Here is a 24,432-nt window from a genome sequence, read left to right on the forward strand (position 1 = left end):
TGTGCGTGAGTTTTTATGGCTATGAATCATAATTTACCGGCAGCTGTTAGGGAAACAGTGTCCTATGCATCAGATCAGAAAGCTGTCCGCGAGGGTGGCAACCTCTGGTGCAACTATTTAATACGGACGACAATCCTCGTCAGCTTTGCATTCATGATCGTACCACTGACGGATATTACCGTCTCCGGCTGGTTTGTTGATGCAACCGGTAATTTTAATCTTCATGATAACCAGTATCTATTGGCATTGCGTGATCTGCATCGCACGTTGCCAGCGATCATTGTTCCCGCTTTATTGTTCGCGCTGGTTATGCAGGCACTGTTCAACAGGCGTTATTTGCCCGCGCCGCATAAGCTGCTTTATATTCTTTCAGTCTATGCCATCGGGGCAGCGGCAATTGTTCATGGTCTGAAATATCTGGTTGGCCGTGCCCGTCCGAATGAGATTATGGAGTTTGGCGGCAATTTGCTTTTTAGTCCGGCATGGCAAATTGCCAATAGCTGTCAGCGTAGTTGTTCATTCCCGTCAGGGGAATCCGCAAGTGCTATGGCTATGCTGACTATTCCGCTTGTTCTAAGCGGGTTTTATCGTCTGCCGCTATTGGTGCTGACGATGGTTGCGGTACTGATTTTCTCGCTGAACCGGATTGTTATGGGCGCGCATTTTCTATCGGATGTTATTTTGTCATGGTTGTTTGTAGCTATCGTGATGGCTTGGTTATGGCCGGTTTTTCAGCGACATGCTCTACAGATTGACCGCTCAGTTGTGCGTATCGGAAAACGCATACGCTCCTCCCGTTTTTGATTTTGGCGGACTATAATCCTCTCTCTTGCGGATGAGCTGATGCTCGTGCATAGCTGTGCAAAATACGATGTCTGGATTATGTTTTAACAAAAAACAGAAATGGCTCATGAGCGCACGGCAGGAATCCAAAGAAAATACAGCTGAAGCAGCCGGTTTTGACTGGGAGCTGAGTGGCTTGCAGGCGGATGTCGCGCGCAAAATACTGGCGCTGATCGGCTCAGGTAAGTGGCAGATACAGGAGCGCATGTCTGATGCGGCCTTGTCGCGGGAACTGAATGTTTCCCGCTCGCCTGTGCGCTATGTACTGAACCTGCTCACAGAATACGGCCTTGTCGCACATGTGGCGGGCAAGGGGTATCATCTGATCCGTATGCTGTCCGAGAGAGAGCTGATTGACCAGCTGATCCCTGAATCAGAAAATACCAATCTCTATAATGATCTGATGACAGCACGGGCAAACGGCACAATTGGTGCTGAAGTTTCGGAAACGGAGCTCGTTGAGCAGTTCAAGGCAACACGGGGTGCCGTGCGGCGGGCTTTGATGCGGTTTTCAGCGGAGGGGCTGGCAGAGCGTCTGCCCGGGCATGGCTGGCGTTTTACAGAGTCGCTGGACAATGAACGCGCGGTTCAGGAGAGCTATACATTCCGCCTTGTGGTGGAGTGCGGTGCACTGATGCAGCCGGATTATGCCCCGCAGGAGGATCAGTTACAGGCTTTGTTGCGGCAGCAGCAGGCATTGCTTGACCTGCCGGTCGGGCAGTTGACCAAGGATGCATGGTTCCATGCCAATGCGGCTTTTCATGAGACCATTGTTTCATGGGCGAATAACCGGTTTTTCACCCAGTCCGTGCGCTGGCAAAGCAGCCTGCGCCGCATGACAGAGTATGCGGATTTCAGTAAGCTGAGTGAGAAGCGCCTGCATGATGCCTGCCATGATCATATCGCCATTTTGCGGGCTATTCAGGACGGGGATATTAATTTTGCGGCGGCTTTATTGCGCCGTCATATCTCCCGTTCCAGCCGTGATGATCTGTAAAGTGCAGGGCTGGTGCCGGTCCATTTTTTGAAAGCACGGTGGAAAGCACTCGGCTCCGCATAACCGAGTTCCGCTGCAATCACTCCTACAGATTTGTCGCTCTCCTGCAACCAGCTCAGCGCATATTGGCGGCGCAATTCTTCTTTGAGGCTGCTGTAGCTCATGCCGTCTGCCTGCAAATGGCGGCGTAAAGTCGGCTCGGATATGTGCAGGATTTTTGCTGCTCCGGCAAAATCCGGCCAGTCGGCAGGCGGGGTTTCGCGCAGCATTTTATGGATCGCTGAGGCACTACCGCGATCATAACGGTAGCGCAGCAGAATATTGGCTGGTGCCTGTGCCAGAAACTGCCGCAATGCCGCTTTGCTGCGATGAATTTTGAGGGACAGCAGAGCGGGGTCAAAAGCAAGGCTGGTTTCCTGACTGAAGAAACGCACTCTGGTGCCGAAAAAATCAAGATAGTCGGGGCGTTCTGCCGGTGGTGTCCCGCGAAAGCCAATATCGTGGATAGGCAGACGGCGTTTTACCAGCCAGCACAACACGCCGTAAAGAATGAGAAAAAAGGTGCGGTATGCAAAGGCCGGACGCGCGGGGCTAACCTCGCGCAAGACAATAACGGCAAGCCCGTCCCGCAGGATAAGTTCTCCCTTCGGCTCCCCGATGAGCAGAGTGAAAAACCGTAAAGAGCGGCGGATGGCATGTTCGAGATTGTCGCTGGAAAGAGCGGCATGGCACAGCATGGCGAAACTTCCGGGCGGCATCGGACGCTGGCCGAAGCGGAAGAACTCGCACTGAATTTCATCAGCAATCGCCAGCCAGAGGCGGGCATAATGCGCGGCATCCAGTTTAAAATCCGGTTGCAGCAAGGCGTTTGCATTAATACCTGCAGCAGCCAGCGCAGAGTCAGTTTTCGCAGGCGCATACTGCTGCAACGCTGCCAGCGCATCATCAACAAAACCGCTGCCGATCATTGTCTTCTCCTGCCGCCCCTCAACAGCAGTATGGCAAAACCGATCAAAAAATAAAGTATAAACTGTCATCCCTTACCATAGACCTTGGGGCTAGGCTGATCGCTTCTTCATCCGAATTTGCAGTTTTGGAAGGAAGCACAGATGGCCGATCCGGTGGTTATTGTTGGCATGGCACGCACGCCTCTGGGTGCTTTTCAGGGCGCTTTCAGCGCATTGCCGGCGGCAGATCTCGGCGCAACGGCAATCAAAGCCGCGATTGAACGGGCAGGAATAACGCTGCACGATATTGAGGAGACCTTGCTGGGCTGTGTGCTATCTGCCGGTCAGGGGCAGGCACCCGCACGGCAAGCCGCAATCGCTGCCGGTATTCCCGTGGCATCGGGTGCGACAACCATCAATAAAATGTGCGGCTCCGGCATGAAAGCAGTGATGCTGGCGCATGATATGCTGGCAGGCGATAGTGCGGATATTATCGTGGCCGGTGGCATGGAGAGCATGACCAATGCACCTTATTTGCTGGATAAAGCCCGTGGCGGCTACCGCATGGGACATGGCAAAATTACCGATCACATGTTTTTCGACGGGCTGGAAGATGCCTATGAAAAAGGCCGTCTGATGGGAAGTTTTGCCGAGGATTACGCAGAAGCTTTTCAGTTCAGCCGCACAGCGCAGGATGAATTTGCTCTGCGCTCGTTAAAGCGTGCACAGACCGCGTTGGAGCGCGGTTATTTTGCGTGGGAGATTGCGCCGGTGATTGCGGGAAGTGGCAATTCTGCACATCTGATTGATATGGATGAACAACCGGCTAAAGCACGGCCGGAAAAAATTCCGTTTCTGCGCCCTGCTTTTCGGGAAAATGGCACGGTCACGGCAGCCAATTCCAGTTCAATTTCCGATGGTGCGGCGGCACTGGTGCTGATGCGTTTATCGCAGGCGGAACAGCGCGGGCTGACCCCGCTGGCACGGATTGTTGCACAGACCAGCTATGCCCATGAACCGCGTTTGTTTGTGACCGCGCCCGTTGGCGCTATCGGTAAGCTTTTCGACAAAACCGGTTGGACTGCGAATGATGTTGATCTGTTTGAGATCAATGAGGCTTTTGCCGTGGTGACGATGGCTGCGATGCAGGAGCTGAACCTGCCTGCAGAGAAAGTAAATATTCATGGCGGTGCCTGCGCGCTTGGTCATCCGATTGGTGCATCCGGCGCGCGTATTCTGGTGACATTGCTGGCAGCCTTGCAGACCCATGATCTGAGGCGCGGCGTTGCCGGTATCTGCATCGGCGGCGGTGAAGCAACAGCCATAGCGGTAGAGCGTTTCACCTGAAAATCAGCGCGGCTTTATATGGTCGCAGACACAGTGATTTATGCATTTTGGGAGGATTGCATGAGGAGACTGAGTACAGAAAATTTTAAAAATGCACGTGATTTCCTGTTGCAGCACCGCGAGGATTATACTGTCGCAAAGGCCGGTTTTGTCTGGCCGGAGGCGCTGCCTTTCAACTGGGCGCTGGATTGGTTTGATGTGGAACTTGCAAGCAATCCGCAAAGCCGCGACCAGACGGCACTGTGGATTGTTGATACGGCAACAGGAACCGAGATCAGACAGAGTTTCGCCGGTCTGAGCAGGCGTTCAAATCAGGTTGCCAATTATCTGCGCAGTCTAGGGCTTAAACGCGGCGATCATCTTCTGGTACTGCTTGGCAATGTGCCTGCATTATGGGAGGTGATGTTGTCAGCGATGAAACTTGGTATCATTGTTATTCCTGCGACCACATTGCTGACAGCGGACGAATTGTCAGACAGGCTTGAGCGTGGCTGTGCCCGTGCTGTGCTGGCAACCGGCGATCAACTGCTGAAATGCGAAGGACTGGCAGGGGGGAATGTGCTGCGCATTCAGGTGCCAAACGGTCACGCGGCAGAGAGCAGCAACTGGCACGATTATAACGAGGCATTTACCCAATCGTCTGATTTTACACCGGATGGTGAAACACAGCCGCATGATCCGCTACTGCTCTATTTTACCTCCGGCACCACTGCCAAGCCAAAACTGGTGCGCCACAGTCACCGCAGCTATCCGGTTGGTTCTCTTTCGACCATGTATTGGGTGGGGTTGCAGCCGGCTGATATCCATCTCAATGTCTCATCCCCCGGCTGGGCGAAACATGCGTGGAGCTCGTTTTTTGCACCGTGGAATGCCGGAGCCACAGTGCTGGTTATCAACCAGCCTGCTTTCAGCGCCAAGGTCTTGCTGGCGCAAATGCAGCACTGTGCCGTGACCACGCTTTGTGCTCCGCCGACCGTGTGGCGCATGCTGATACAGGAAGACCTCAAAGCCTGCAAAATGAGCCTGCGTGAAGTGGTGGGCGCCGGTGAACCGCTCAATCCTGAGGTTATTGATCAGGTGCGCGAAGCATGGGGGCTGACCATTCGTGACGGCTATGGCCAGACGGAAACGACTGCACAGGTCGCCAACAGCCCTGCACAAATGGTCAAGAGTGGCGCTATGGGCAGACCATTGCCGGGTTATGAGGTGGTGATCCTTGATGGCGATGGTCATGCTGCGCAGGAAGGGGAGGTTTGTCTGATGTTGGGTGACAAACATCCGGCAGGTTTGATGCAGGGCTATCAGGGGCAGGATGGTGCATTAACCGGCACAGATGGCACAGTCTACCGCACCGGCGATGTCGCCTATCAGGATGAGGACGGATATTTGCATTTTGTCGGTCGCGCCGATGATGTGTTTAAATGTTCGGACTATCGCATTAGCCCTTTTGAACTGGAAAGTGTGCTGCTGGAGCATGATGCAGTAACCGAAGCGGCGGTTATTCCGGTGGATGATCCGATCCGTTTATCTGTACCTAAAGCCTATATTTTGTTGCGCGCCGGTGAGGAGCCCACGCGTGAGACTGCACTGTCTGTGTTGCAATATACCAATGAGCGTCTGGCACCCTTCAAGCGTATTCGCTCGGTGGAATTTGTGCGCGAATTACCCAAGACAATCTCCGGAAAAATCCGCCGTGTGCAGCTGCGCCGTTTTGAGCGGGAGGGCGTGCAGGACGATGTTTTTCGCGGTGTTGCCTTCTGCGAAACTGAATTTCCGGAACTGAGCGTTGGCCGTAACAGAGCAAGAGCATGACGGGAGAGGAGAGAACCATGTCCGGTGAACTTAGCGAGGAGCAGCGTAGTATTTTTGCTATGGCTGCGGATTTTGCCGCGCAGGAGCTGGTGCCTCATGCTCTGGAATGGGATGAGCATAAGCATTTTCCCGTCGATGTATTGCGCAAGGCAGCAGCACTCGGCATGGGCGGTATTTATATCCGTGATGATGTCGGCGGTTCCGGCCTGACCCGTATGGATGCCGCGCTGATTTTTGAGGCGCTGTCGCAGGGCTGTCCGGTCATCGCTTCGTTCCTTTCGATCCATAATATGTGCGCATGGATTGTGGATTCTTACGGGTCGGATGAACAACGTGAGCAATGGCTTCCACGAATGAACCCAATGGAACTGATTGCCAGCTATTGTCTGACCGAACCGGCCTGTGGTTCAGATGCGGCCAATCTTAGCACCAAAGCTGTTCGTGACGGCGATGATTATCTGATCACAGGGCAGAAGCAATTCATCTCCGGTGCCGGTGTAAGTGATATTTATATCGTGATGGCGCGTACCGGCGTGGCAGGAGCAAAGGGCATTTCGGCCTTTATTGTGCCGAAAGATTCAGCAGGTCTTTCCTTCGGAGCCAATGAGAGGAAGATGGGCTGGAAAGCCCAGCCAACGCGCACGGTGATGCTGGATAATGTGCGCGTGCCCGCAAAGAACCTGATCGGCACCGAAGGGCTGGGCTTTAAAATAGCCATGTCTGCGCTTGATGGCGGGCGGTTGAATATTGCAGCCTGCTCGCTTGGCGGGGCGCAGGCCGCTTTTGACAAAGCGCTGACCTATATGGATGAGCGTAAAGCGTTCGGCTCAAAACTGCATCAGTTTCAGGCATTGCAATTCCGTCTTGCCGATATGGCCACGGAACTTGAAGTGGCGCGCACATTTTTGCACCGTGCCGCCCGTGCCCTTGATCGGCGCGATGCCGATGCGGTGAAACTCTGCGCTATGGCCAAGCGTTTTGTCACCGACGCCGGATTTAACGTCGCCGATCAGGCGCTGCAACTGCATGGCGGCTATGGTTATTTGAGCGAGTATGGCGTGGAAAAGCTGGTGCGCGACCTTCGCGTGCATCAAATTCTGGAAGGCACCAATGAGATCATGCGGGTGATTATCGCTCGTGAGCTACTAAACGGGAGAGGCAAATGAGCAGCAAGACTATTGGTTTTATCGGCCTCGGTCATATGGGCGGGCCAATGGCGGCCAATCTCGTCAAGGCAGGATTCGCCGTGCGTGGCTTTGATCTGGTCGAAGCATCAAAACAAGCAGCTAAAGAAAACGGTGTTCAGATTGCGGAGAATGTAGCGCAAGTTGTGCAAGGCGCAGGTGCCATTATCACCATGTTGCCTGCGGGTTCTCATGTGCTGAATGTCTGGCGCGAATTGCTGGTGCTGGTTTCGCCGAATACACTGTTGATTGATTGCTCGACCATTGATGTCGATAGCGCCCGAAAAGCCCATCAATTGGCCGCAGAGCATAGGTTGCCAAGCATTGATGCACCGGTTTCCGGTGGTGTGGTTGGTGCAACAGCGGCAACGCTTACCTTTATGGCTGGTGGCGAAAAATCCGCTTTTGACAGGGCGGAGATTATTCTCAGCACAATGGGAAAACGCATCGTGCATTGTGGTGATGCGGGCGCAGGGCAGGCGGCGAAAATCTGCAACAATATGATCCTCGGCATATCCATGATCGGGGTGTGCGAGGCTTTTGTGCTGGGTGAAAAGCTGGGTCTGTCCCAGCAGGCTTTATTTGATGTGGCATCCGTATCTTCCGGACAGTGCTGGGCGCTGACCACCAATTGTCCGGTGGCAGGGCCGGTGCCAACTTCGCCTGCCAACAGGAATTATCAACCCGGATTTGCCGCAAGTCTGATGCTGAAAGATTTGAAACTGGCGCAGGAGGCTGCCGCTTCCGTGGGCGCAACTACGCCGCTGGGGGCGGAGGCTGCGCAACTCTATAATCTGTTCAACGCGCTTGGTTCTGGCGGAGAGGATTTCTCCGGTATTATCCGTCTATTGCGCGGCAAGGAGGATGCATCATGAGTTATGAAACGATCCTTACTGAAATGCATGGCCGTGTGTTGCTGATAACGCTCAACCGCCCGCAAGCGCTGAATGCGCTGAACCGGCAATTGGCGGCAGAGCTGATCGTAGCAGCAGAGGCGGCGGATAAAGATGAGCATGTGGGTTGTATTGTACTGACCGGCTCTGCCAAAGCCTTTGCCGCCGGTGCGGATATTAAGGAAATGCAGGTGCAGGATTTCAGCACCATGTTCGCGGCAGACTGGTTCGGCGAGTGGGAGCGTTTTACCGCATGCCGGAAGCCGGTTATCGCGGCCGTTGCGGGCTATGCGCTGGGCGGCGGCTGCGAACTGGCGATGATGTGTGATTTTATTCTGGCGGCAGATAATGCCCGATTTGGCCAGCCGGAAATTCGTCTTGGCGTTATTCCGGGCATGGGCGGCTCTCAGCGGCTTACTCGTTTTGTCGGCAAGTCCAAGGCGATGGAAATGTGCCTGACGGGACGGATGATGGAGGCGGATGAGGCCGAGCGCTGCGGCCTTGTTTCCCGTATCATTCCGGCAGGCCAGTTGCTTGAAGAAGCTTTAAGCGTGGCATCCTCCATTGCAGAAAAATCCTTGCCGGTTGTGATGATGGCGAAAGAAGCTGTTAACACTGCCTATGAGACAACATTGGCAGAAGGCATCAGGTTTGAGCGCCGTCTGTTTCATTCCGGTTTTGCAAATCATGATCAGAAAGAAGGGATGAGTGCTTTTATTGAAAAACGGGATCCGTTTTTTCTGCATAGATAAGAGCTGACAGGTAATGTTAGTCGGGGGAGAGGTGCACATGCGGCGATACGGAAATTTCATCAATAATGTGAGGCAGGATGCCGTTCAGGGCGGAGTTTTAATCCTGCAAAATCCGTCAGACGGCAGTGATCTTGCTGTGATCGCGCGCGGTACTGAGGCCGATATTGATCTGGCTGTGAATGCCGCCCGCAATGCCTTGTCCGGCACATGGGGACAACTGACGGCAACGGAACGCGGCCGTATCTTGCATAAAATATCAGGTGCAGTATTGCGCGAGATTGATACTCTCAGCGAGCTTGAAGCGCACGATGTCGGCAAGCCTTTAGTGCAGGCGCGCGCTGATGTGGTGGCGCTGGCACGCTATCTGGAGTTTTACGCAGGAGCGGCCGACAAGGTGCACGGCGATACGCTGCCCTATCAAAACGGTTTTACGGTATTGACCGTTTTTGAACCGCATGGTGTGACGGGGCATATTATTCCCTGGAATTATCCCATGCAGATTCTTGGCCGCAGTCTTGGTGCGGCGCTGGCAATGGGCAATGCGGCCGTGGTGAAACCGGCGGAGGAAGCCTGCCTGAGCATTCTTGAATTCGCACGTATTGCCTTTGAGGCAGGGTTGCCTGCCGGTGCGCTGAATGTGGTGACGGGGCTGGGCGCAGAGGCTGGCGCTGCTTTGTCTTCCCATGCGCATGTCAATCATATTTCCTTCACCGGCTCGCTTCAAACCGGTGCCGCAGTGCAGACCGCCGCGGCAAAAAATGCTGTGCCGGTAACGCTGGAACTCGGCGGAAAATCTCCGCAAATCGTGTTTGCGGATGCAGATATTGAGCGGGCGCTGCCGTTTCTCGTTAATGCAGGTATTCAGAATGCGGGGCAGACCTGCTCGGCATCTTCGCGCATATTGGTGCAGCGTGAAATCTATGAGCAGGTTATTGCCGGTATGAGTGAACGGTATCGCCGTTTACAGGCAGGCGCGGCGCTGAATGATTATGATCTGGGGCCTGTGGTATCGCGGCGGCAGAAGATGATTATTGAGGGCTATCTGCAACTGGCCGAGCAGGATGGTTTGCAGATCGCGGCACAGGGCGCGATTGCGGAAGATGCACCGCAGGGTGGTTGCTATGTACGCCCCACACTGATCCGCGATGTGCCGCCGCAGCACAGATTGGCACAGGAAGAGATTTTCGGCCCCGTGCAGGTGATCATGCCCTTTGATACGGAAGAAGAGGCGGTGGCACTTGCCAACAGCACACCGTACGGGCTGGTTTGCGGGGTGTGGACGGGAGATGGTGCGCGTCAGCTGCGCATGGCTCATGCGGTGCAGGCGGGGCAGGTTTTTATCAATAATTACGGGGCAGGCGGCGGTATCGAACTGCCCTTTGGCGGGGTAAAACGCTCTGGTCACGGGCGCGAAAAGGGTTTTGAAGCGCTGTATGGTTTTGCCACGATGAAAACCATTTCTGTGTTTCACGGATGAGTGCGCGGGTAAGCGGGTAAAAAGGGTATTGTGATGAGCGGTATGCTTGAAAATAAAACAGCTGTAATCACCGGCGCGGGGTCAGGCTTCGGCGAGGCTATGGCGCGTAAATTTGCCCGTGAGGGGGCAGCCGTGGTGATTGTTGATCGTGATATGGCAGGTGCCAAACGCGTTGCGGCTGAAATCGGTGAAAAAGCACTGGCCGTTGAAGCGGATATTGCATCGGAAAATGATGTCGCGGAAGCCGTGCGGCAGGCACAGATGAAGTTTGGCAGGATTGATATTCTGATCAACAACGCGGGTATCGGCCATAAGCCGCAACCGGCGGAAGATATCAATCCGGATCAGTTTGATCGGATTGTCGGAGTTAATATTCGCGGGATTTATCTGATGACCCGTGCCCTGATCCCACATTTTAAAGGCAATGGCGGCGGCGTCATTCTCAATGTTGCATCCACCGGCGCGGCGCGTCCGCGTCCCAATCTGACCTGGTATAATGCGACAAAAGGCTGGGTGGTTTCAGCCACAAAGGCGCTGGCCATAGAGCTTGCAGCCCATAATATCCGTGTGAACGCGCTTAATCCTGTGGCTGGTGAAACACCATTACTCACAACCTTTATGGGGGAGGATAGTGAGGAAATGCGGGCGAAATTTCGCGCATCAATTCCGCTTGGTCGTCTGCTGCAACCGGAAGATTTGGCAGAAAGCGCCCTGTTTCTCTGCTCATCCGCAGCCAATATGATTACCGGCGTTGCATTGGATGTGGACGGAGGTAGATCAATTTAAAACTATTATGTCTGAATGTGATAAGCATTTGAACTCTCAAGAGTTCGCGATAAAGTTGGCAGGCAATAATCATCAACAAGGGGGACAGGCAATGCGGTTTAAATTTTTGTCCGGACAGATAATGCTGGCAGCAATGACGGGGATTGCTGTTGTGGCTGCGTCCGGTGCAGGCTTTGCAAAAGACAAGCTGGTCGTTGGTGAAGTTCTGGAACCGCCTGTGCTGGATCCAACGGCCAATGCTGCCGCCTCCATCCGCAGACTGACGCTGAATAATCTTTACGAAGGTTTGGTGAGAATTGATGAGAACGGCATGGTGCAGCCGGGTCTTGCGGAGAGCTGGACAATCTCACCGGATAACCTGACCTATAGTTTCAAATTGCGTGAAGGGGTGAAGTTCCACAACGGTACGGCTTTTGACTGTTCTGTGGTTCAGTTTACCTATGACCGTGCGGCGGCACCGGATTCAACCAATGCGCAAAAGGCGCTGTTTGCGCCGATTGCGAAAACCGAATGTCCTGATCCGGCGACAGCCGTGATAACATTGAAGCGTCCGTCTTCAACCTTCCTGTTTGGGATGGGCTGGGGAGATGCGGTGATGATGGCACCCGATAGTATTGCCGGTAATAAAACCAATCCGGTTGGTACCGGCCCTTTTAAATTCAAACGCTGGGTGCAGGGCGACCGGATCGAATTCGAGCGCAACCCTGATTATTGGGGTGAGCAGGCCAAACTCTCCGCTGTCACCTTCCGCTTTATCAGTGATCCGTCCGCAGCCGCAGCTGCAGTGATGGCCGGTGACATCGATGCATTTCCGGAATTTCCGGCACCGGAGCTGATCAGCCGTCTGCGCGATGATGCGCGGCTTGCGGTTGAGATTGGTTCAACGGCTGGCAAAGTCATCATGTCGCTGAACAATGCCCGCAAACCCTTCGATGATGTGCGCGTGCGCCGCGCTTTGGCACATGCGATTGACCGCAATGTAGTGCAGGAAGCCATTACAACCGGTCTGGCGAAAATCATTGGTGCGCATTACACACCGGCTGAACCCGGTTATGTGGATTTGAGCAATACCTATCCTTATGATGTGGCAAAAGCCAAGGCATTGCTGGCCGAGGCTGGTGTGCCGGCGGGTACATCCGTCACGATTATGCTGCCGCCGCCTGCCTATGCGCGCCGTGGTGGTGAAGTGATTGCCGCCATGCTGGCTGAAGTCGGGATTGAAACAAAGCTGGTGCCGGTTGAATTCGCGCAATGGCTGGATCAGGTTTTTGCCCGCAGCGATTTTGACGCGACAATTATCGCCCATGTGGAAACCCGCGATCTCGATATCTACGCGCGGGATAAATATTATTTCAACTATAACAGCGCTGACTATAAGGCACTTTATAAGCAGTTCTCTGAGGCCGCAGATGAGAAACAGCAGCTTGATCTTTTGGGGCAGTTGCAGCGCAAACTGGCGGAGGATGAGCCGAATGTATTTCTCTATGCTCTGCCAAAGATCGGTGTCTGGGATAAAAAGCTCATTGGTATGTGGAAAAACCAGACCATACCAGCCAATGATCTGACCCGTGTTTACTGGTCTGAATAACCACGTTTTTTGTATTTTGCATTTTAAAGGAGGCCGCATTTGTTGCGTTATTTTACAGGGCGTCTGATCGCGCTGATCCTGACAACGCTTGCGGCCTCTGTGGTGGTGTTTCTGCTGATGCAGGTTTTGCCGGGTGATCCGGCGGCGGTGATGCTGGGGATTAATGCGCAGCCCGACACTCTGGCGGCTTTGCAAAAACAGCTTGGTCTTGATGCGCCGTTGATGCTGCGTTATTTCAACTGGATTTCCGGATTTTTCACCGGAGATTTCGGCACCAGCTACACATATTCTGTGCCTGTGAGCGAGCTGGTCGCACCACGGGTGCTGGTGACATTGCCGCTGGCTGTGCTGGCTATGATCCTCTCATTGGTTATTGCCATACCGCTTGGTGTCATGGCAGCTGCAAAACGTGGTCAGGCCGCGGATGTGGTTGGCATGAGTGTGGCGCAGATCGGTGTCGCTGTTCCTAATTTCTGGCTTGGTCTTTTGCTGATCCTGTTTTTTGCGCTCTATCTTGGCTGGTTTCCCGCTTCGGGTTTTGCAGGTTGGGAAGATGGTTTATGGACGGGAACCCGTTCATTGATCCTGCCTGCGGTGGCACTGGCCTTGCCGTTGGGGGCAATTCTGGCACGGGTGACCCGTTCGGCTGTGCTGGAAAGTTTAAACGAAGATTTTGTGCGCACTGCACGCGCCAAAGGCTTGAGCCGTCAGGCTGCCTTGTGGAAACACGCAACCCCGAATGCGCTGATACCGGTTGTGACCATTCTGGGTCTGCAATTTTCCTTTCTTCTGGCAGGTACGATCATTATAGAAAACGTATTTAATCTGCCCGGACTGGGGCGTTTGATTTTCCAGTCCATCGCTCAGCGTGATCTGATCGTGGTGCAGTCGCTGGTCACATTGCTGGCGGCAAGTGTCATCGCAGTGAATTTTCTGGTGGATCTGGCCTATGGTTTTCTTGATCCGCGCCTGAGGGCAGGAGGGCGCGCTTGAGCATTGTCACGGAAAGCCGAAAACCCGTAAGAGGTCTGTTATCATCATTGCTGATGAGCCGCAGCCTGCTAATCGGCGCGGCGGTTACACTCTTGCTGATCGGTCTGGCGGTGCTTTCGCTGATCTGGACACCTTATGTGCCAACAGCGATGAATATCTTGCGCAAATTACAGGGACCTTCAGCTTTGCATTGGCTGGGAACCGATGCGCTGGGGCGCGATGTTTTGTCGATGCTGATGGTGGGCGCGCGCAACTCTTTGTCTGTTGCGCTGATTGCTGTTGCTGTGGGTATGGGGATCGGGGTGCCGCTGGGCAGCTATGCGGCCGCGCGGGGCGGCATGATTGACGGTTTTGTCATGCGCATGACCGATCTGGCTTTCGCCTTTCCTGCATTGCTGACGGCAGTGATTATCACAGCCGTTTTCGGCCCCGGCGCGGTCAATGCCATGATTGCCATCGGTATTTTCAATATTCCGGTTTTTGCCCGCATTACGCGCGGTTCTTCTCTGGGGTTGTGGCAGCGCGATTATGTGCTGGCAGCGCGCTGCGCAGGGCGGGGGGATGTGGCAATCACGCTGGATCACATTCTGCCGAATATCGGCCATGTGCTGATTGTGCAGGCAACCATTCAGTTTGCACTGGCGATTGTTGCCGAAGCGGGGCTGTCCTATGTCGGGCTTGGTACGCAGCCGCCGATGCCCAGCTGGGGCAAAATGCTCAATGATGCACAAACCTATATTTATGATGCGCCGCATCTGGCAATTTTTCCGGGGCTGGCGATTACGCTCGCGGTCTTAGGGCTGAATATGCTGGGCGATGGCCTGCGTGATATGCTTGATCCGCGTATCAGGAGGGAAAGATGACCGCACCGCTTCTGGAATTGCGTGATCTCTCCGTGCTGTTGTCTGCGGGTAAAAACACAGCGGAAATTCTGTCAAGCATCAGCCTCACGCTGGCGCGCGGCGAGCGGCTGGGTATCGTCGGTGAATCCGGCTCGGGTAAATCAATTACGGCGCTGGCGGTGATGGGTTTGCTGCCGCAGCATATGGATATGCGCGGCGGGCTTTCTTTCAACGGGCAGGATCTGGCATCGCTGAGCGAGAAAGACCGCTGCAAAATGCGTGGCCGTCAGATGGCGATGATTTTTCAGGAGCCGATGACAGCACTGAACCCGATTAAAAGCATCGGTTCGCAAATTAGTGAGGGGCGCCGTCTGCATCTGGGTGAAAATCGTACGGATGCGGAACATATGGCACGCCGCCTGCTGGATCGGGTGGGGCTGAGTGCTCCGCGTTTTGACCTTGGGCTCTATCCGCACCAACTTTCCGGCGGTCAACGCCAGCGGGTGATGATTGCTATGGCGCTTGCCTGTGAGCCGGAGTTGCTGATTGCCGATGAGCCGACCACGGCGCTTGATGTGACAGTGCAGGCACAGATTCTCGATTTGCTGGATGAGCTGATTGAAGAGAGCGGTACAGCTTTGCTGCTGATTACCCATGACCTTGGCGTGGTTTCTGAAATGACGGACCGGCTTGCGGTGATGTATGCAGGCCGTGTGATTGAGACAGGGCCAACGCAGGACGTATTTCGTCATATGGCGCATCCCTATACGCGTGGTTTGTTTGCTGCTTCTCCGCATAGTCTGCCGTTTGGTCAGTTGCCGCGAAGTGGCAAACGGCAGCGCCTTTCTGCTATCGCAGGTGTGGTGCCGGATCCGTTCAGCCGTTTGCCGCAATGCGGTTTTGCCGATCGTTGCCGTTTTGTGGAAAATGATTGCCGCGCATCTGTGCCGCCATTGCTGGGGGCGGATTTCTTACCTGCCGGACAGAAGATTGCCTGTTTGCACCCGTTTGTAGATGAGGTGGTACGATGACCGTTCAATCAACCACACCTCTGCTTGAAGTGCGTGATCTGGTGCGCGAATACCGCTTGCCGCAGCAATCCTTACTGGCAAAGCCGCAAGTTCTGCGGGTGTTGCATGGCGTGAGCATCAGTCTGAAAGCGGGGGAGAGCTTGGGTATTGTGGGAGAATCCGGTTCCGGAAAATCCACACTTGCCCGCTCCGTTATGGCACTGGAAAAGCCGCAATCAGGAACGGTGAAGCTCAACGGCAGAGACATTTATCAGCTTGGCCGCAAAGAGCTGAAAACGGCGCGAAAAGAGTTTCAGGCGATTTTTCAGGATCCTTATGGCTCGCTCGATCCGCGCCATACGGTGCGCCGTATTATTGCAGAGCCTGTCGCCTCGCTGGAAAAAGGCGTAAGCGCAGACATGCGAGAAACACGGATCGCGCAGGTGCTGGAAGCTGTGGGATTGTCTGCTTCTGCTGCGGACAAGTATCCGCATGAATTTTCCGGCGGGCAACGACAGCGCATCGCTATCGCGCGGGCGTTGATTACCCGTCCGTCTTTGATTGTCGCCGATGAGCCGGTGTCGGCGCTCGATGTTTCGATACAAGCGCAGGTGCTTAATCTGATGATGGATTTGCAGGAGCAGTTTAATCTGTCTTATCTGTTTATCAGCCATGATCTGGGCGTGGTGCGGGTGATGACAGATCGCGTGGCGGTGATGCATCAGGGGAAGATTGTGGAAGAAGGACTGACGGCGGAGGTATTCGATAATCCGCAGCATCCTTATACGCAGGCGCTGGTGAAGGCTGTGCCGAAGCCTTTTTCCGGACGCCGCAACAGAGCCGCAAAGAGAGCGTTAATGAACAACTGAATGTCTGTCTGACAGCACAAAACCCGTCAAGAGGTTGCATCAGACAGAGAAATGGGAGTTGATATGCCAGACCTTGCTGATTTGAGTGCCACTGAAATGGTTGCCGGTTATAAAAACGGCAGCCTGTCACCGATTGAAGTGACCGAGGCGGTAATTGACCGTATTGCAGCCTCAGAGCCGCATCTTCATGCGCTCTGGGCTTTTGAGCCGGAAGCGGCAATGGCGGCAGCCACATTATCGGATGCCCGCTGGAAGCGCAGGGAAGAGCGCGGGCCGATTGACGGCGTTCCTCTGACGATTAAAGAAAATATAGCAACCAAAGGTTTGCCTGTGCCGCTTGGCTGTGCCGCAATCCCGCTCACACCCGCGCCGCGCGATGCACCGGCGGCAGCACGTTCGCGCGAGGCAGGCGGCATTTTGCTAGCAAAAACCACAATGCCTGATCTTGGCATGCTCTCCTCCGGTCTTTCCAGTTTTCATGAACTGGCACGTAATCCGTGGGACATTTCTGCTAATCCCGGCGGGTCAAGTGCTGGAGCGGGTGCCGCCGCTGCTGCCGGCTACGGGCCGTTGCATATCGGTACGGATATTGGTGGTTCTATCCGTCTGCCTGCGGGCTGGTGCGGGGTGGTGGGGCTCAAACCGTCTTTCGGACGTATTCCGATTGATCCGCCTTTTATCGGTCGTGTTGCGGGGCCGATGACCCGCACGGTCAGGGATGCCGCGCTTTATATGTCGGTGCTTTCCAAGCCGGACAGGCGTGATGCAATGAGTCTGCCCTACAGCCACATTGACTGGCTAGATCTGCAGCGTGATGTGAAAGGCCTGCGCATCGGCTTGTGGCTTGATGCCGGTTTTGGTGCGCCGGTAGAGCGGGAGGTTAAAGACGCGGTGCAAGCTGCGGCCAATGCTTTTGGCGATGCCGGTGCTCATGTGGAAGAGGTGCCAGGCTATCTGACCCGTGAGATGATTGACGGGCTGGATCATTTCTGGCGTGTGCGTTCATGGGGCGATATTTCTAAAATGACGCCGGATAATCAGGCGAAAATCCTGCCTTATATTTATCAGTGGGCGGAAGGCGGCAAAGCACTTGCCGGTGCGCAGGTCTATCAGGGGTTTGCGCAGATTGAGGCCATGCGCAATGCAGCGCTGGCAGCCATCTCACCTTATGATTTTATCATTTCCCCGACAGCGCCGATGCCCGCTTATGCGGCGGATAAGGCCTCGCCGCTGAATGATCCGCAGCAGCCTTTTGAGCATATCGCTTTTACGGTGGCCATGAATATGTCGGAGCAACCCGCGATCTCGGTGAATTGCGGTTATACAGCCAAAGGCATGCCGATCGGCTTACAGATCATTGGGCAGCGTTTTGATGATATCGGCGTTTTACGCGTAGCCCATGCCTATGAGCAGCTTCGCCCGCAGCAAAGGCCCTGGCCGGAATTTTAACCGGCAGAGACAGGTTACAGCATAGATTACAAGTTATGGAGAAGTGCAGTTATGTCGTATCCATCCTTATCATTGCATATGCCTCGAATGACGCGGGAAGAGGCCGCACCGCCAAAAAACAATCATTTGCGTTTTGCGGGTGCAGGCGAAATGCGCCGCCCGCCGGTTGATGCCGAACCCTATGATATGCATGATCTGGCCTATAGCCTGATCCGTGTGTTGGATGATAACGGCGAGGCGCAGGGCGAGTGGGTGCCGGATCTTTCGCCTGAACAGTTGCGAGAGGGCTTGCGTGCTATGCTGCGCACCCGCGCTTATGACCGGCGTATGATGCGCATGCAGCGTCAGGGGCAAACCTCTTTTTATATGCAATGCACCGGTGAAGAAGCGATTGCCTGTGCTTTTCAGATGGTCATGAAAAAGGGGGATATGAATTTCCCGACCTATCGCCAGCAGGGGCTGTTGATCGCGCAGGGCTGGCCGCTGACGGATATGATATGTCAGGTGCTCTCCAATGAGAAAGATCACCTGAAGGGGCGGCAATTGCCGGTCATGTATTCCGTGCCTGATGCCGGTTTTTTCTCAATTTCAGGCAATCTCGGCACACAATATGTACAGGCGGTGGGTTGGGCGATGGCCTCTGCCCTGCGTGGAGATACAAAAATTGCTGCCGGTTGGATCGGTGACGGCTCCACAGCCGAGAGCGATTTTCATGCGGCGCTGGTTTTTGCTTCTGTTTACCGCCCGCCGGTCATTCTCAATATCGTCAATAATCAATGGGCGATTTCCTCGCCGCAAAGTGTGGCAGGCGGCGAGAATATCAGCTTCGCAGCCCGCGGGCATGGTTTCGCCATTCCGTCTTTGCGGGTGGACGGCAATGATTATCTGGCTGTCTATGCGGCATCCAGCTGGGCGGCAGAACGGGCCAGGCGCAATCTGGGGCCAACCCTGATTGAATGGGTAACCTATCGTGTGGCACCGCATTCCACATCGGATGATCCGGGCAAATACCGCTCAAAAGAAGAAGAGGAAAACTGGCCGCTCGGTGATCCTGTGGAGCGGCTGAAACACCATCTGATCCGCAAAGGGGAATGGAGCGAGGAGCGCAATGTGCAGCTGCTTGCGGGCATTGATGCAGAGATCAATGATGCAGCGCGTGAAGCGTTAAAATCCGGCACATTGCATGAAGGGCCGAAAGCCAGTCCTGCGACCATGTTTGAAGATGTTTATAAAGATATGCCGCAGCATTTGCGCGAACAGCGCCAGCAGAAGGGGTATTGATCATGCCAAAACGGACTATGATTGAAGCCATTCGTGAAGCGATGGATGTGATGATGGAGCGCGATGATAAGGTTGTCGTGTTTGGTCAGGATGTCGGCTTTTTCGGCGGCGTATTCCGCTGCACTGAAGGGTTACAGCGCAAATATGGCGAGGCGCGCTGCTTCGATACACCGATTTCCGAAACCGGTATTGTCGGTGTGGCGGTCGGCATGGGCGCCTATGGCTTGCGACCTGTGGCGGAAATCCAGTTCGCCGATTATGTCTATCCGGCCTATGACCAGATCGTGTCGGAAGCAGCACGCCTGCGCTTTCGTTCTGCCGGTGATTATACCGCGCCGATGGTGATCCGTATGCCATGCGGCGGTGGTATTTTTGGTGCGCAGACCCATAGCCAGAGCCCTGAGGCGCTGTTTACCCATGTGGCGGGGTTGCAGACCATTATCCCGTCCAATCCTTATGATGCCAAAGGCCTGTTGATTTCGGCGATTGAGAATGACGATCCGGTGATTTTTCTGGAGCCGAAACGGCTTTATAACGGGCCGTTCAACGGTCACTACGATCAGCCGGTCGTACCTTGGTCAAAGCACGAATTAAGCGAGACACCGGAGGGATATTACGCTGTGCCGATTGGCAAAGCGGCAATCCGGCGGGAGGGGACGGCAGTGACCGTGCTGGCCTATGGCACGATGGTGCATGTGGCGCTGGCAGCGGTTGCCGAGACAGGCGTTGATGCTGAAGTGATTGATCTGCGCTCACTTGTGCCGCTGGACATTGAGACGATTACAGCCTCTGTCGCCAAGACCGGTCGTTGTGTGATCGTGCATGAAGCCACGCGGCTTTCCGGTTTTGGTACACAACTGGCGGCAGAAGTGCAGGAGCGTTGTTTCTATCAGTTGGAAGCGCCGATCCTGCGCGTGACCGGCTGGGATACGCCTTATCCTCATGCTCATGAGTGGGATTATTTCCCCGGGCCGGAGCGGGTTGGTCGGGCACTTATTCAGGTGATGGAGGCATAAATGGTGAAAAAGATCATTAAAATGCCGGATATCGGCGAAGGTGTTGCTGAGGTTGAAATTGTTGAATGGCATGTTCAGGCTGGTGATGTTGTCGCGGAAGATCAGCTCCTTGCCGCTGTTATGACCGACAAGGCAACAGTGGAAGTGCCGTCACCTGTGGCGGGAACGGTGCTGCAAATCGGTGCGGAAGCCGGAACGGTGATGGCCGTTGGTGCAATGCTGGTTGAGATTGAAATTGAGGGGACAGGTGCGGATGATGCACTGCCGCATCATGCTGCCAAAGCGCCGCCGCCGGTTCCTGAGCATGTGCCGGTTTTGCCTGAGCAGACGGCTTCCTCAGTCGCGCAACATTCTTTGAGTATGCCGCATGACAAGCCGCTTGCATCGCCTGCCGTGCGGGCGCTGGCGCGGGAGCTGGGTATTGATCTGGCACAGGTAAAAGGCAGCGGGTCTGCGGGGCGTATCACCCGCGATGACCTGGATCATTTCACAGCCAGCGGCGGCGGCGCACAGAGTGCGGCCTATCAACGCCGTGATGGTACGGAGGTGATCAGGATTACCGGACTGCGTCGTAAAATCGCTGAGCGCATGGCTAAATCTTCCCGCGAGGTAGCACATTTTACTTATGTGGAGGAGGTGGATGTGACCGAGCTGGAAACTCTGCGTAGCTCGCTGAATGTGAGCCATGCAGAGCGGCGCGGTAAACTGACGGTATTACCATTTATTCTCCGTGCGCTGGTTGTGGCATTGCGTGATTTTCCGCAGATGAATGCGCTTTATGATGAAGAAGCGCAGGTGCTGACCCGCCATCAGGCGGCGCATATCGGTATGGCAACACAAACACCATCCGGCCTGATGGTGCCGGTGCTGCATCATGCAGAAGCAATGGATCTTTGGGGCTTGGCGGCAGAGATCACGCGGCTTGCCGGTGCCGCGCGCGAAGGCGTGGCGAAACGCGGAGAACTCTCCGGCTCAACCATTACCGTCACCAGTCTCGGTGATCTCGGCGGGCTGGTGACAACACCGGTGATTAACCAGCCGGAGGTGGCGATTATCGGCATCAACCGCATTGCTGTGCGTCCGCAATGGCAGAATAACCAGTTTGTGCCGCGCAAGATGATGAACCTGTCCTCGTCCTTTGATCACCGGATGATTGATGGTTATGAGGCCGCTGCCTTTATCCGCCGCATCAGGCAATTGCTTGAAGTTCCCGCAACACTTTTTATCGAGGTGTGAGATGGAAGATATTGCAACACATGTGCTGATTATCGGCGGCGGACCTGCCGGTTATGTCGCAGCCATTCGTGCCGGACAATTAGGACTGCCGGTGATCTTAGTTGAAAAGGAGCAGCTGGGCGGCACTTGTCTTAATATTGGCTGCATACCGTCCAAAGCATTGATTCAGGCGTCAGATGCCTATCACCGTGCATTGACCCAGCAGGCTGGTTCTGCCCTCGGTTTGCGTGTTGGAGACGTGTCGCTGGATTGGGGCAAAACACTCAGCTGGAAAGGTGCCATTGTGCGGCGGCTGACCGGCGGTGTTGAAGGGCTTTTGAAAAAGCATAAGGTCACGGTGCTGAAAGGCACTGCAGAGATCATTGACGGCAAAACTGTCGTGGTTCATAGCAGTGCAGGCACAACGCGTATCCGCACGCGGCATCTGGTGCTCGCAACCGGTTCTGTACCGATGCAAATCGGGGCTTTACCTTTTGGCGGTAAAACAATCTCCTCAACCGATGCTCTGGCGCTGGAGCAGATACCAAAGCGGCTCGCGGTTATCGGCGCAGGCTATATCGGCATGGAGCTGAGTACAGCTTTTGCCAAACTTGGCACGCAGGTGACAATCATTGAGGCAGCAGACCGTATCCTGCCTTTGTGGGATGCTGATCTGACCATGCCGGTGCGCAAGCGCCTGACGGCTTTGGGGGTCTCGGTCATGACGCGCAGTGAAGCGCGGGGATTGAGTGCAGACGGTGATGCATTGCTGGTGCATCAGCATGGCAACAGCGCGCCTGTTGTCGTTGAAGCTGACAAGTTTCTGGTCGCTGTCGGACGGCGGGCAAATCTCGGCGGCTTCGGGCTGGAGCGGCTTGATCTGGCGATGAACGGCGCTTTCATCCGCATTGACAGGCATTGCGCAACGTCCATGCTCAATGTCTGGGCAATTGGCGATGTGACCGGTGAGCCGATGCTGGCACATCGTGCTATGGCGCAGGGTACCATGCTGGCTGAACATCTTGCGGGCAGAAAAACGGCCTTTGATGATCCGGTTATTCCGTCTGTTTGTTTTACCGATCCTGAGGTGGTGAGTGTCGGTCTGTTGCCGGATCAGGCGAAGCAAATGGGTTATGATATTATCACCGGCAGTTTTCCGTTCGCGGCCAATGGTCGTGCCATGACACAGCAGGATGAGACGGGTTTTGTGCGCATCGTTGCGCGTGCGGATAATCATCTGGTGTTAGGCATACAAGCAGTTGGCCATGAAGTGTCCGAACTGTCTGCCGGTTTTGCACTGGCTTTGGAAATGGGTGCTGTTCTGGAAGATGTGGCGCAGACAATTCATGCGCATCCGACACGCGGCGAGGCCTTTCAGGAGGCCGCTTTTACGGCGCTTGGCCGTAATCTGCATAGCTGAGATTTATGGATGGCGCTGCTATAACAGCGCCATCCATATTATACGTTATGGCTTTGGCAGCTTGGCGATGAAATGCTGTTTCAACCGGTCAATATCGGCCTGTGGCCAGCTGACATTGGTCACTTCCACCCATGCATCAATATAATGCTGCGGTGCATAGACATGCCCGTGCCCAATCGGCGTAGTGGTGGCCAACATCAGATCAATGGCCAGCTGCAACATGCTGACAACCGGATACCATTTCAGCTGCGGTGACACATCAGGGCCACGCGGTGTCTTCATCCAGTCCGGCTCGCGGTAGAAGTCTTTCGGGTCGAAAAACACAATCGGATCGCTGGCATATTGCAGATAGACAATCCGCATCGGGCCCCAATGGCTGTTTGGCAGTTTCAGAGCATTGTTCTGGTTGGTGAAGCGCGCATAGGAACCATCACGGAATTCCGGCAGCCATTCCGGCGTGCCTTCATTGCGGTTATTGGTGATGGAGCGCCATAACCGGCTGGTGAAAGGCGGGCCGCTCCACAAGGCACCCTGATAAGGATCGCCAAGCACCTGAAACAGTTCCGAGGACAGCTGCGAATTCATTGCACCGAGGCTCAGACCATAGAGATAGAGCTTCGGACGACTGTCTTTCGGCAGTTTCGTCCAATAATTATAGACTTCATCGAACAGAGCTGTCGCAGTCTCACTGCCATAACCCGGTTCAACCAGCAGAGAGAGCCAGCTGGCGAGGTAGGAATATTGCACGGCAACGCTGGCAATATCGCCGTCATGGAGATACTCCACCGGATCAATGCCCATTTCATCGACCCAGCCGGTGCCGGTCGGAATGGTAACGAGCAGCAGTGAGCGGTCAAACGCGCCGACCCGGATCATTTCCTGCAAGGCAAGTTGCGCGCGTTCTTTTGCCGTTTCAGCGGAGCGTAAGCCGACATAGACACGCAACGGAGCTTGCGCCGAACGACCGGTGAAATCGCTGATCTGCTTCGCATCGGGGCCGGAGCTGACATAGCTGCGTCCCATGCGGCCTAGCTCATCCCATTTGACCAGTGAGGCAGCGCTGCCGCTTTTCAGCGGGTCTTGCGGCTGCGGAACTTCCGCTTCCATCAGCGCATCATATTGCCGGTAGGACGAGTCCATGACATGCAGGCCAAAACGGAACAGCACACCATTGATTGCCATGCTGAAAATAATGGCCGCAACCAGAAAACCGGTGAAGCGCGACAAGCGTGGCGGGATATAGCGGTCGAGCCAGCGGCTGGAGTTGCGATAGATCATCTGGAACAGGCGGGCGAGCGCGATCAGAATAACGAAAGTGATCAGTGCAATCAGACCGGTTTTGAATGGATGCGCGCTCTCAACCTTTTCCAGCCCCATAAGGCTGCGTATGGAGTTTTGTCCGTCCGCCGCATGCCACAAAAACACCATAGCGGTGATAATGGTCACGGCCATAGCCGCAATTTTAATGGCGTGAGAAATCCTGCCTTTCAGTTTAGGCAGTTCCAGATAGTTCCATAGCCAGAACAAAAACACGCCGATGCCATAGCCGATGGCAAAGCAGGCGCCTGACAGCACGCCTTGTATCAGATAGGGACGTGGCACCAGTGAAGGGGTGAGTGAGGCAGCAAAGAAAAGCGTGCCGAGCAATAGCCCGATCAGAGACAGGGAGCTCCAGAATTTTTCCAGCCATAGGGGCTTCATCTGTTATTTT

21 protein-coding genes are annotated in these 24,432 nt (G+C 54.7%); 19 read left to right on the forward strand and 2 right to left on the reverse strand.

Features of this window, described 5'->3' with window-relative positions:
- Nucleotides 1–15 precede the first annotated feature (15 nt).
- Both P8H26_RS03555 and P8H26_RS03560 read left to right on the forward strand, forming a co-directional pair.
- Complete coding sequence (locus P8H26_RS03555) at nt 16–804, forward strand: phosphatase PAP2 family protein (protein WP_289631466.1); 789 nt, start codon at nt 16–18, stop codon at nt 802–804.
- Nucleotides 805–910: 106 nt separating this feature from the next.
- Nucleotides 911–1,840: a GntR family transcriptional regulator gene (locus tag P8H26_RS03560; RefSeq protein ID WP_289631468.1), complete on the forward strand. Its 930-nt coding sequence runs from the start codon at nt 911–913 to the stop codon at nt 1,838–1,840.
- Here the strand turns inward: P8H26_RS03560 and P8H26_RS03565 are convergent.
- Nucleotides 1,807–2,808 (reverse strand): AraC family transcriptional regulator, encoded by a 1,002-nt coding sequence (locus P8H26_RS03565; RefSeq protein WP_289631469.1) that lies wholly within the window; start codon nt 2,806–2,808, stop codon nt 1,807–1,809. The two genes, P8H26_RS03560 and P8H26_RS03565, sit on opposite strands and share 34 nt — an antisense overlap.
- Nucleotides 2,809–2,949: 141 nt before the next feature.
- On the opposite strand from P8H26_RS03565, the gene P8H26_RS03570 reads away from it, so the two are divergent.
- The 17 genes from P8H26_RS03570 (at nt 2,950) to lpdA (ending at nt 22,721) form a co-directional block, all read left to right on the forward strand.
- Nucleotides 2,950–4,134: an acetyl-CoA C-acyltransferase gene (locus P8H26_RS03570; protein ID WP_289631470.1), complete on the forward strand. Its 1,185-nt coding sequence runs from the start codon at nt 2,950–2,952 to the stop codon at nt 4,132–4,134.
- A 60-nt stretch (nt 4,135–4,194) separates the two neighbouring features.
- The gene (locus P8H26_RS03575; RefSeq protein WP_289631471.1) at nt 4,195–5,946 is read left to right on the forward strand and encodes an AMP-binding protein; all 1,752 of its coding nucleotides are present in this window, start codon (nt 4,195–4,197) and stop codon (nt 5,944–5,946) included.
- A gap of 17 nt (nt 5,947–5,963) precedes the next feature.
- On the forward strand, nt 5,964–7,112 hold the full coding sequence (locus P8H26_RS03580; protein WP_289631472.1) for an isobutyryl-CoA dehydrogenase: 1,149 nt from the start codon (nt 5,964–5,966) through the stop codon (nt 7,110–7,112).
- Complete coding sequence (mmsB, locus tag P8H26_RS03585) at nt 7,109–8,005, forward strand: 3-hydroxyisobutyrate dehydrogenase (RefSeq protein WP_289631473.1); 897 nt, start codon at nt 7,109–7,111, stop codon at nt 8,003–8,005. Before P8H26_RS03580 ends, mmsB begins: the two co-directional genes overlap by 4 nt.
- Nucleotides 8,002–8,775, forward strand: coding sequence for an enoyl-CoA hydratase (locus P8H26_RS03590; RefSeq protein ID WP_289631474.1), 774 nt, complete (start codon nt 8,002–8,004; stop codon nt 8,773–8,775). The genes mmsB and P8H26_RS03590 overlap by 4 nt, the downstream gene beginning before the upstream one ends.
- A 37-nt stretch (nt 8,776–8,812) precedes the next feature.
- A complete protein-coding gene (locus tag P8H26_RS03595) occupies nt 8,813–10,252 on the forward strand; it encodes an aldehyde dehydrogenase family protein (protein WP_289631476.1) in 1,440 nt (479 codons plus the stop codon).
- 42 nt (nt 10,253–10,294) lie between these two features.
- Nucleotides 10,295–11,038 carry a glucose 1-dehydrogenase gene (locus P8H26_RS03600; RefSeq protein WP_374708217.1) on the forward strand — a complete coding sequence of 248 codons (744 nt, stop codon included), beginning with the start codon at nt 10,295–10,297 and terminating at the stop codon, nt 11,036–11,038.
- 121 nt (nt 11,039–11,159) lie between these two features.
- A complete protein-coding gene (locus P8H26_RS03605; RefSeq protein ID WP_289631551.1) occupies nt 11,160–12,626 on the forward strand; it encodes an ABC transporter substrate-binding protein in 1,467 nt (488 codons plus the stop codon).
- 39 nt (nt 12,627–12,665) lie between these two features.
- A complete protein-coding gene (locus P8H26_RS03610; RefSeq protein ID WP_289631478.1) occupies nt 12,666–13,619 on the forward strand; it encodes an ABC transporter permease in 954 nt (317 codons plus the stop codon).
- Between the two features lie 53 nt (nt 13,620–13,672).
- The gene (locus P8H26_RS03615) at nt 13,673–14,482 is read left to right on the forward strand and encodes an ABC transporter permease (protein ID WP_289631552.1); all 810 of its coding nucleotides are present in this window, start codon (nt 13,673–13,675) and stop codon (nt 14,480–14,482) included.
- Entirely contained in the window at nt 14,479–15,492 is a 1,014-nt protein-coding gene (locus tag P8H26_RS03620) for an ABC transporter ATP-binding protein (protein WP_289631480.1), read from the forward strand. The genes P8H26_RS03615 and P8H26_RS03620 overlap by 4 nt, the downstream gene beginning before the upstream one ends.
- Nucleotides 15,489–16,340, forward strand: a complete 852-nt coding sequence (locus P8H26_RS03625; RefSeq protein ID WP_289631481.1) for an ATP-binding cassette domain-containing protein — start codon at nt 15,489–15,491, stop codon at nt 16,338–16,340. The genes P8H26_RS03620 and P8H26_RS03625 overlap by 4 nt, the downstream gene beginning before the upstream one ends.
- 63 nt (nt 16,341–16,403) lie before the next feature.
- Complete coding sequence (locus P8H26_RS03630; RefSeq protein WP_289631482.1) at nt 16,404–17,789, forward strand: amidase; 1,386 nt, start codon at nt 16,404–16,406, stop codon at nt 17,787–17,789.
- Between the two features lie 51 nt (nt 17,790–17,840).
- Entirely contained in the window at nt 17,841–19,070 is a 1,230-nt protein-coding gene (locus P8H26_RS03635; protein ID WP_374708210.1) for a thiamine pyrophosphate-dependent enzyme, read from the forward strand.
- A gap of 2 nt (nt 19,071–19,072) precedes the next feature.
- Nucleotides 19,073–20,086 (forward strand): alpha-ketoacid dehydrogenase subunit beta, encoded by a 1,014-nt coding sequence (locus P8H26_RS03640; protein ID WP_289631483.1) that lies wholly within the window; start codon nt 19,073–19,075, stop codon nt 20,084–20,086.
- A complete protein-coding gene (locus P8H26_RS03645) occupies nt 20,087–21,322 on the forward strand; it encodes a dihydrolipoamide acetyltransferase family protein (RefSeq protein WP_289631484.1) in 1,236 nt (411 codons plus the stop codon).
- A 1-nt stretch (nt 21,323) separates the two neighbouring features.
- Entirely contained in the window at nt 21,324–22,721 is a 1,398-nt protein-coding gene (gene lpdA, locus P8H26_RS03650; RefSeq protein WP_289631485.1) for a dihydrolipoyl dehydrogenase, read from the forward strand.
- Nucleotides 22,722–22,766: 45 nt separating this feature from the next.
- Here lpdA and P8H26_RS03655 read toward each other — a convergent pair whose 3' ends face one another.
- Nucleotides 22,767–24,422 carry an alpha/beta-hydrolase family protein gene (locus P8H26_RS03655; protein ID WP_289631486.1) on the reverse strand — a complete coding sequence of 552 codons (1,656 nt, stop codon included), beginning with the start codon at nt 24,420–24,422 and terminating at the stop codon, nt 22,767–22,769.
- Nucleotides 24,423–24,432 lie beyond the last annotated feature (10 nt).

It is taken from the genome of Pseudochrobactrum sp. sp1633 (genome assembly GCF_030376605.1).
GTDB lineage: Bacteria > Pseudomonadota > Alphaproteobacteria > Rhizobiales > Rhizobiaceae > Pseudochrobactrum.

Bases quoted from the DNA above. Each gene is read 5' to 3' on its own strand.
- P8H26_RS03555 (WP_289631466.1), top strand. From the start codon at position 16: ATGGCTATGAATCATAATTTACCGGCAGCTGTTAGGGAAACAGTGTCC.
- P8H26_RS03560 (WP_289631468.1), top strand. From the start codon at position 911: ATGAGCGCACGGCAGGAATCCAAAGAAAATACAGCTGAAGCAGCCGGT.
- P8H26_RS03565 (WP_289631469.1), bottom strand. From the start codon at position 2,808: ATGATCGGCAGCGGTTTTGTTGATGATGCGCTGGCAGCGTTGCAGCAG.
- P8H26_RS03570 (WP_289631470.1), top strand. From the start codon at position 2,950: ATGGCCGATCCGGTGGTTATTGTTGGCATGGCACGCACGCCTCTGGGT.
- P8H26_RS03575 (WP_289631471.1), top strand. From the start codon at position 4,195: ATGAGGAGACTGAGTACAGAAAATTTTAAAAATGCACGTGATTTCCTG.
- P8H26_RS03580 (WP_289631472.1), top strand. From the start codon at position 5,964: ATGTCCGGTGAACTTAGCGAGGAGCAGCGTAGTATTTTTGCTATGGCT.
- mmsB (WP_289631473.1), top strand. From the start codon at position 7,109: ATGAGCAGCAAGACTATTGGTTTTATCGGCCTCGGTCATATGGGCGGG.
- P8H26_RS03590 (WP_289631474.1), top strand. From the start codon at position 8,002: ATGAGTTATGAAACGATCCTTACTGAAATGCATGGCCGTGTGTTGCTG.
- P8H26_RS03595 (WP_289631476.1), top strand. From the start codon at position 8,813: ATGCGGCGATACGGAAATTTCATCAATAATGTGAGGCAGGATGCCGTT.
- P8H26_RS03600 (WP_374708217.1), top strand. From the start codon at position 10,295: ATGCTTGAAAATAAAACAGCTGTAATCACCGGCGCGGGGTCAGGCTTC.
- P8H26_RS03605 (WP_289631551.1), top strand. From the start codon at position 11,160: ATGCTGGCAGCAATGACGGGGATTGCTGTTGTGGCTGCGTCCGGTGCA.
- P8H26_RS03615 (WP_289631552.1), top strand. From the start codon at position 13,673: ATGAGCCGCAGCCTGCTAATCGGCGCGGCGGTTACACTCTTGCTGATC.
- P8H26_RS03620 (WP_289631480.1), top strand. From the start codon at position 14,479: ATGACCGCACCGCTTCTGGAATTGCGTGATCTCTCCGTGCTGTTGTCT.
- P8H26_RS03625 (WP_289631481.1), top strand. From the start codon at position 15,489: ATGACCGTTCAATCAACCACACCTCTGCTTGAAGTGCGTGATCTGGTG.
- P8H26_RS03630 (WP_289631482.1), top strand. From the start codon at position 16,404: ATGCCAGACCTTGCTGATTTGAGTGCCACTGAAATGGTTGCCGGTTAT.
- P8H26_RS03635 (WP_374708210.1), top strand. From the start codon at position 17,841: ATGTCGTATCCATCCTTATCATTGCATATGCCTCGAATGACGCGGGAA.
- P8H26_RS03640 (WP_289631483.1), top strand. From the start codon at position 19,073: ATGCCAAAACGGACTATGATTGAAGCCATTCGTGAAGCGATGGATGTG.
- P8H26_RS03645 (WP_289631484.1), top strand. From the start codon at position 20,087: ATGGTGAAAAAGATCATTAAAATGCCGGATATCGGCGAAGGTGTTGCT.
- lpdA (WP_289631485.1), top strand. From the start codon at position 21,324: ATGGAAGATATTGCAACACATGTGCTGATTATCGGCGGCGGACCTGCC.
- P8H26_RS03655 (WP_289631486.1), bottom strand. From the start codon at position 24,422: ATGAAGCCCCTATGGCTGGAAAAATTCTGGAGCTCCCTGTCTCTGATC.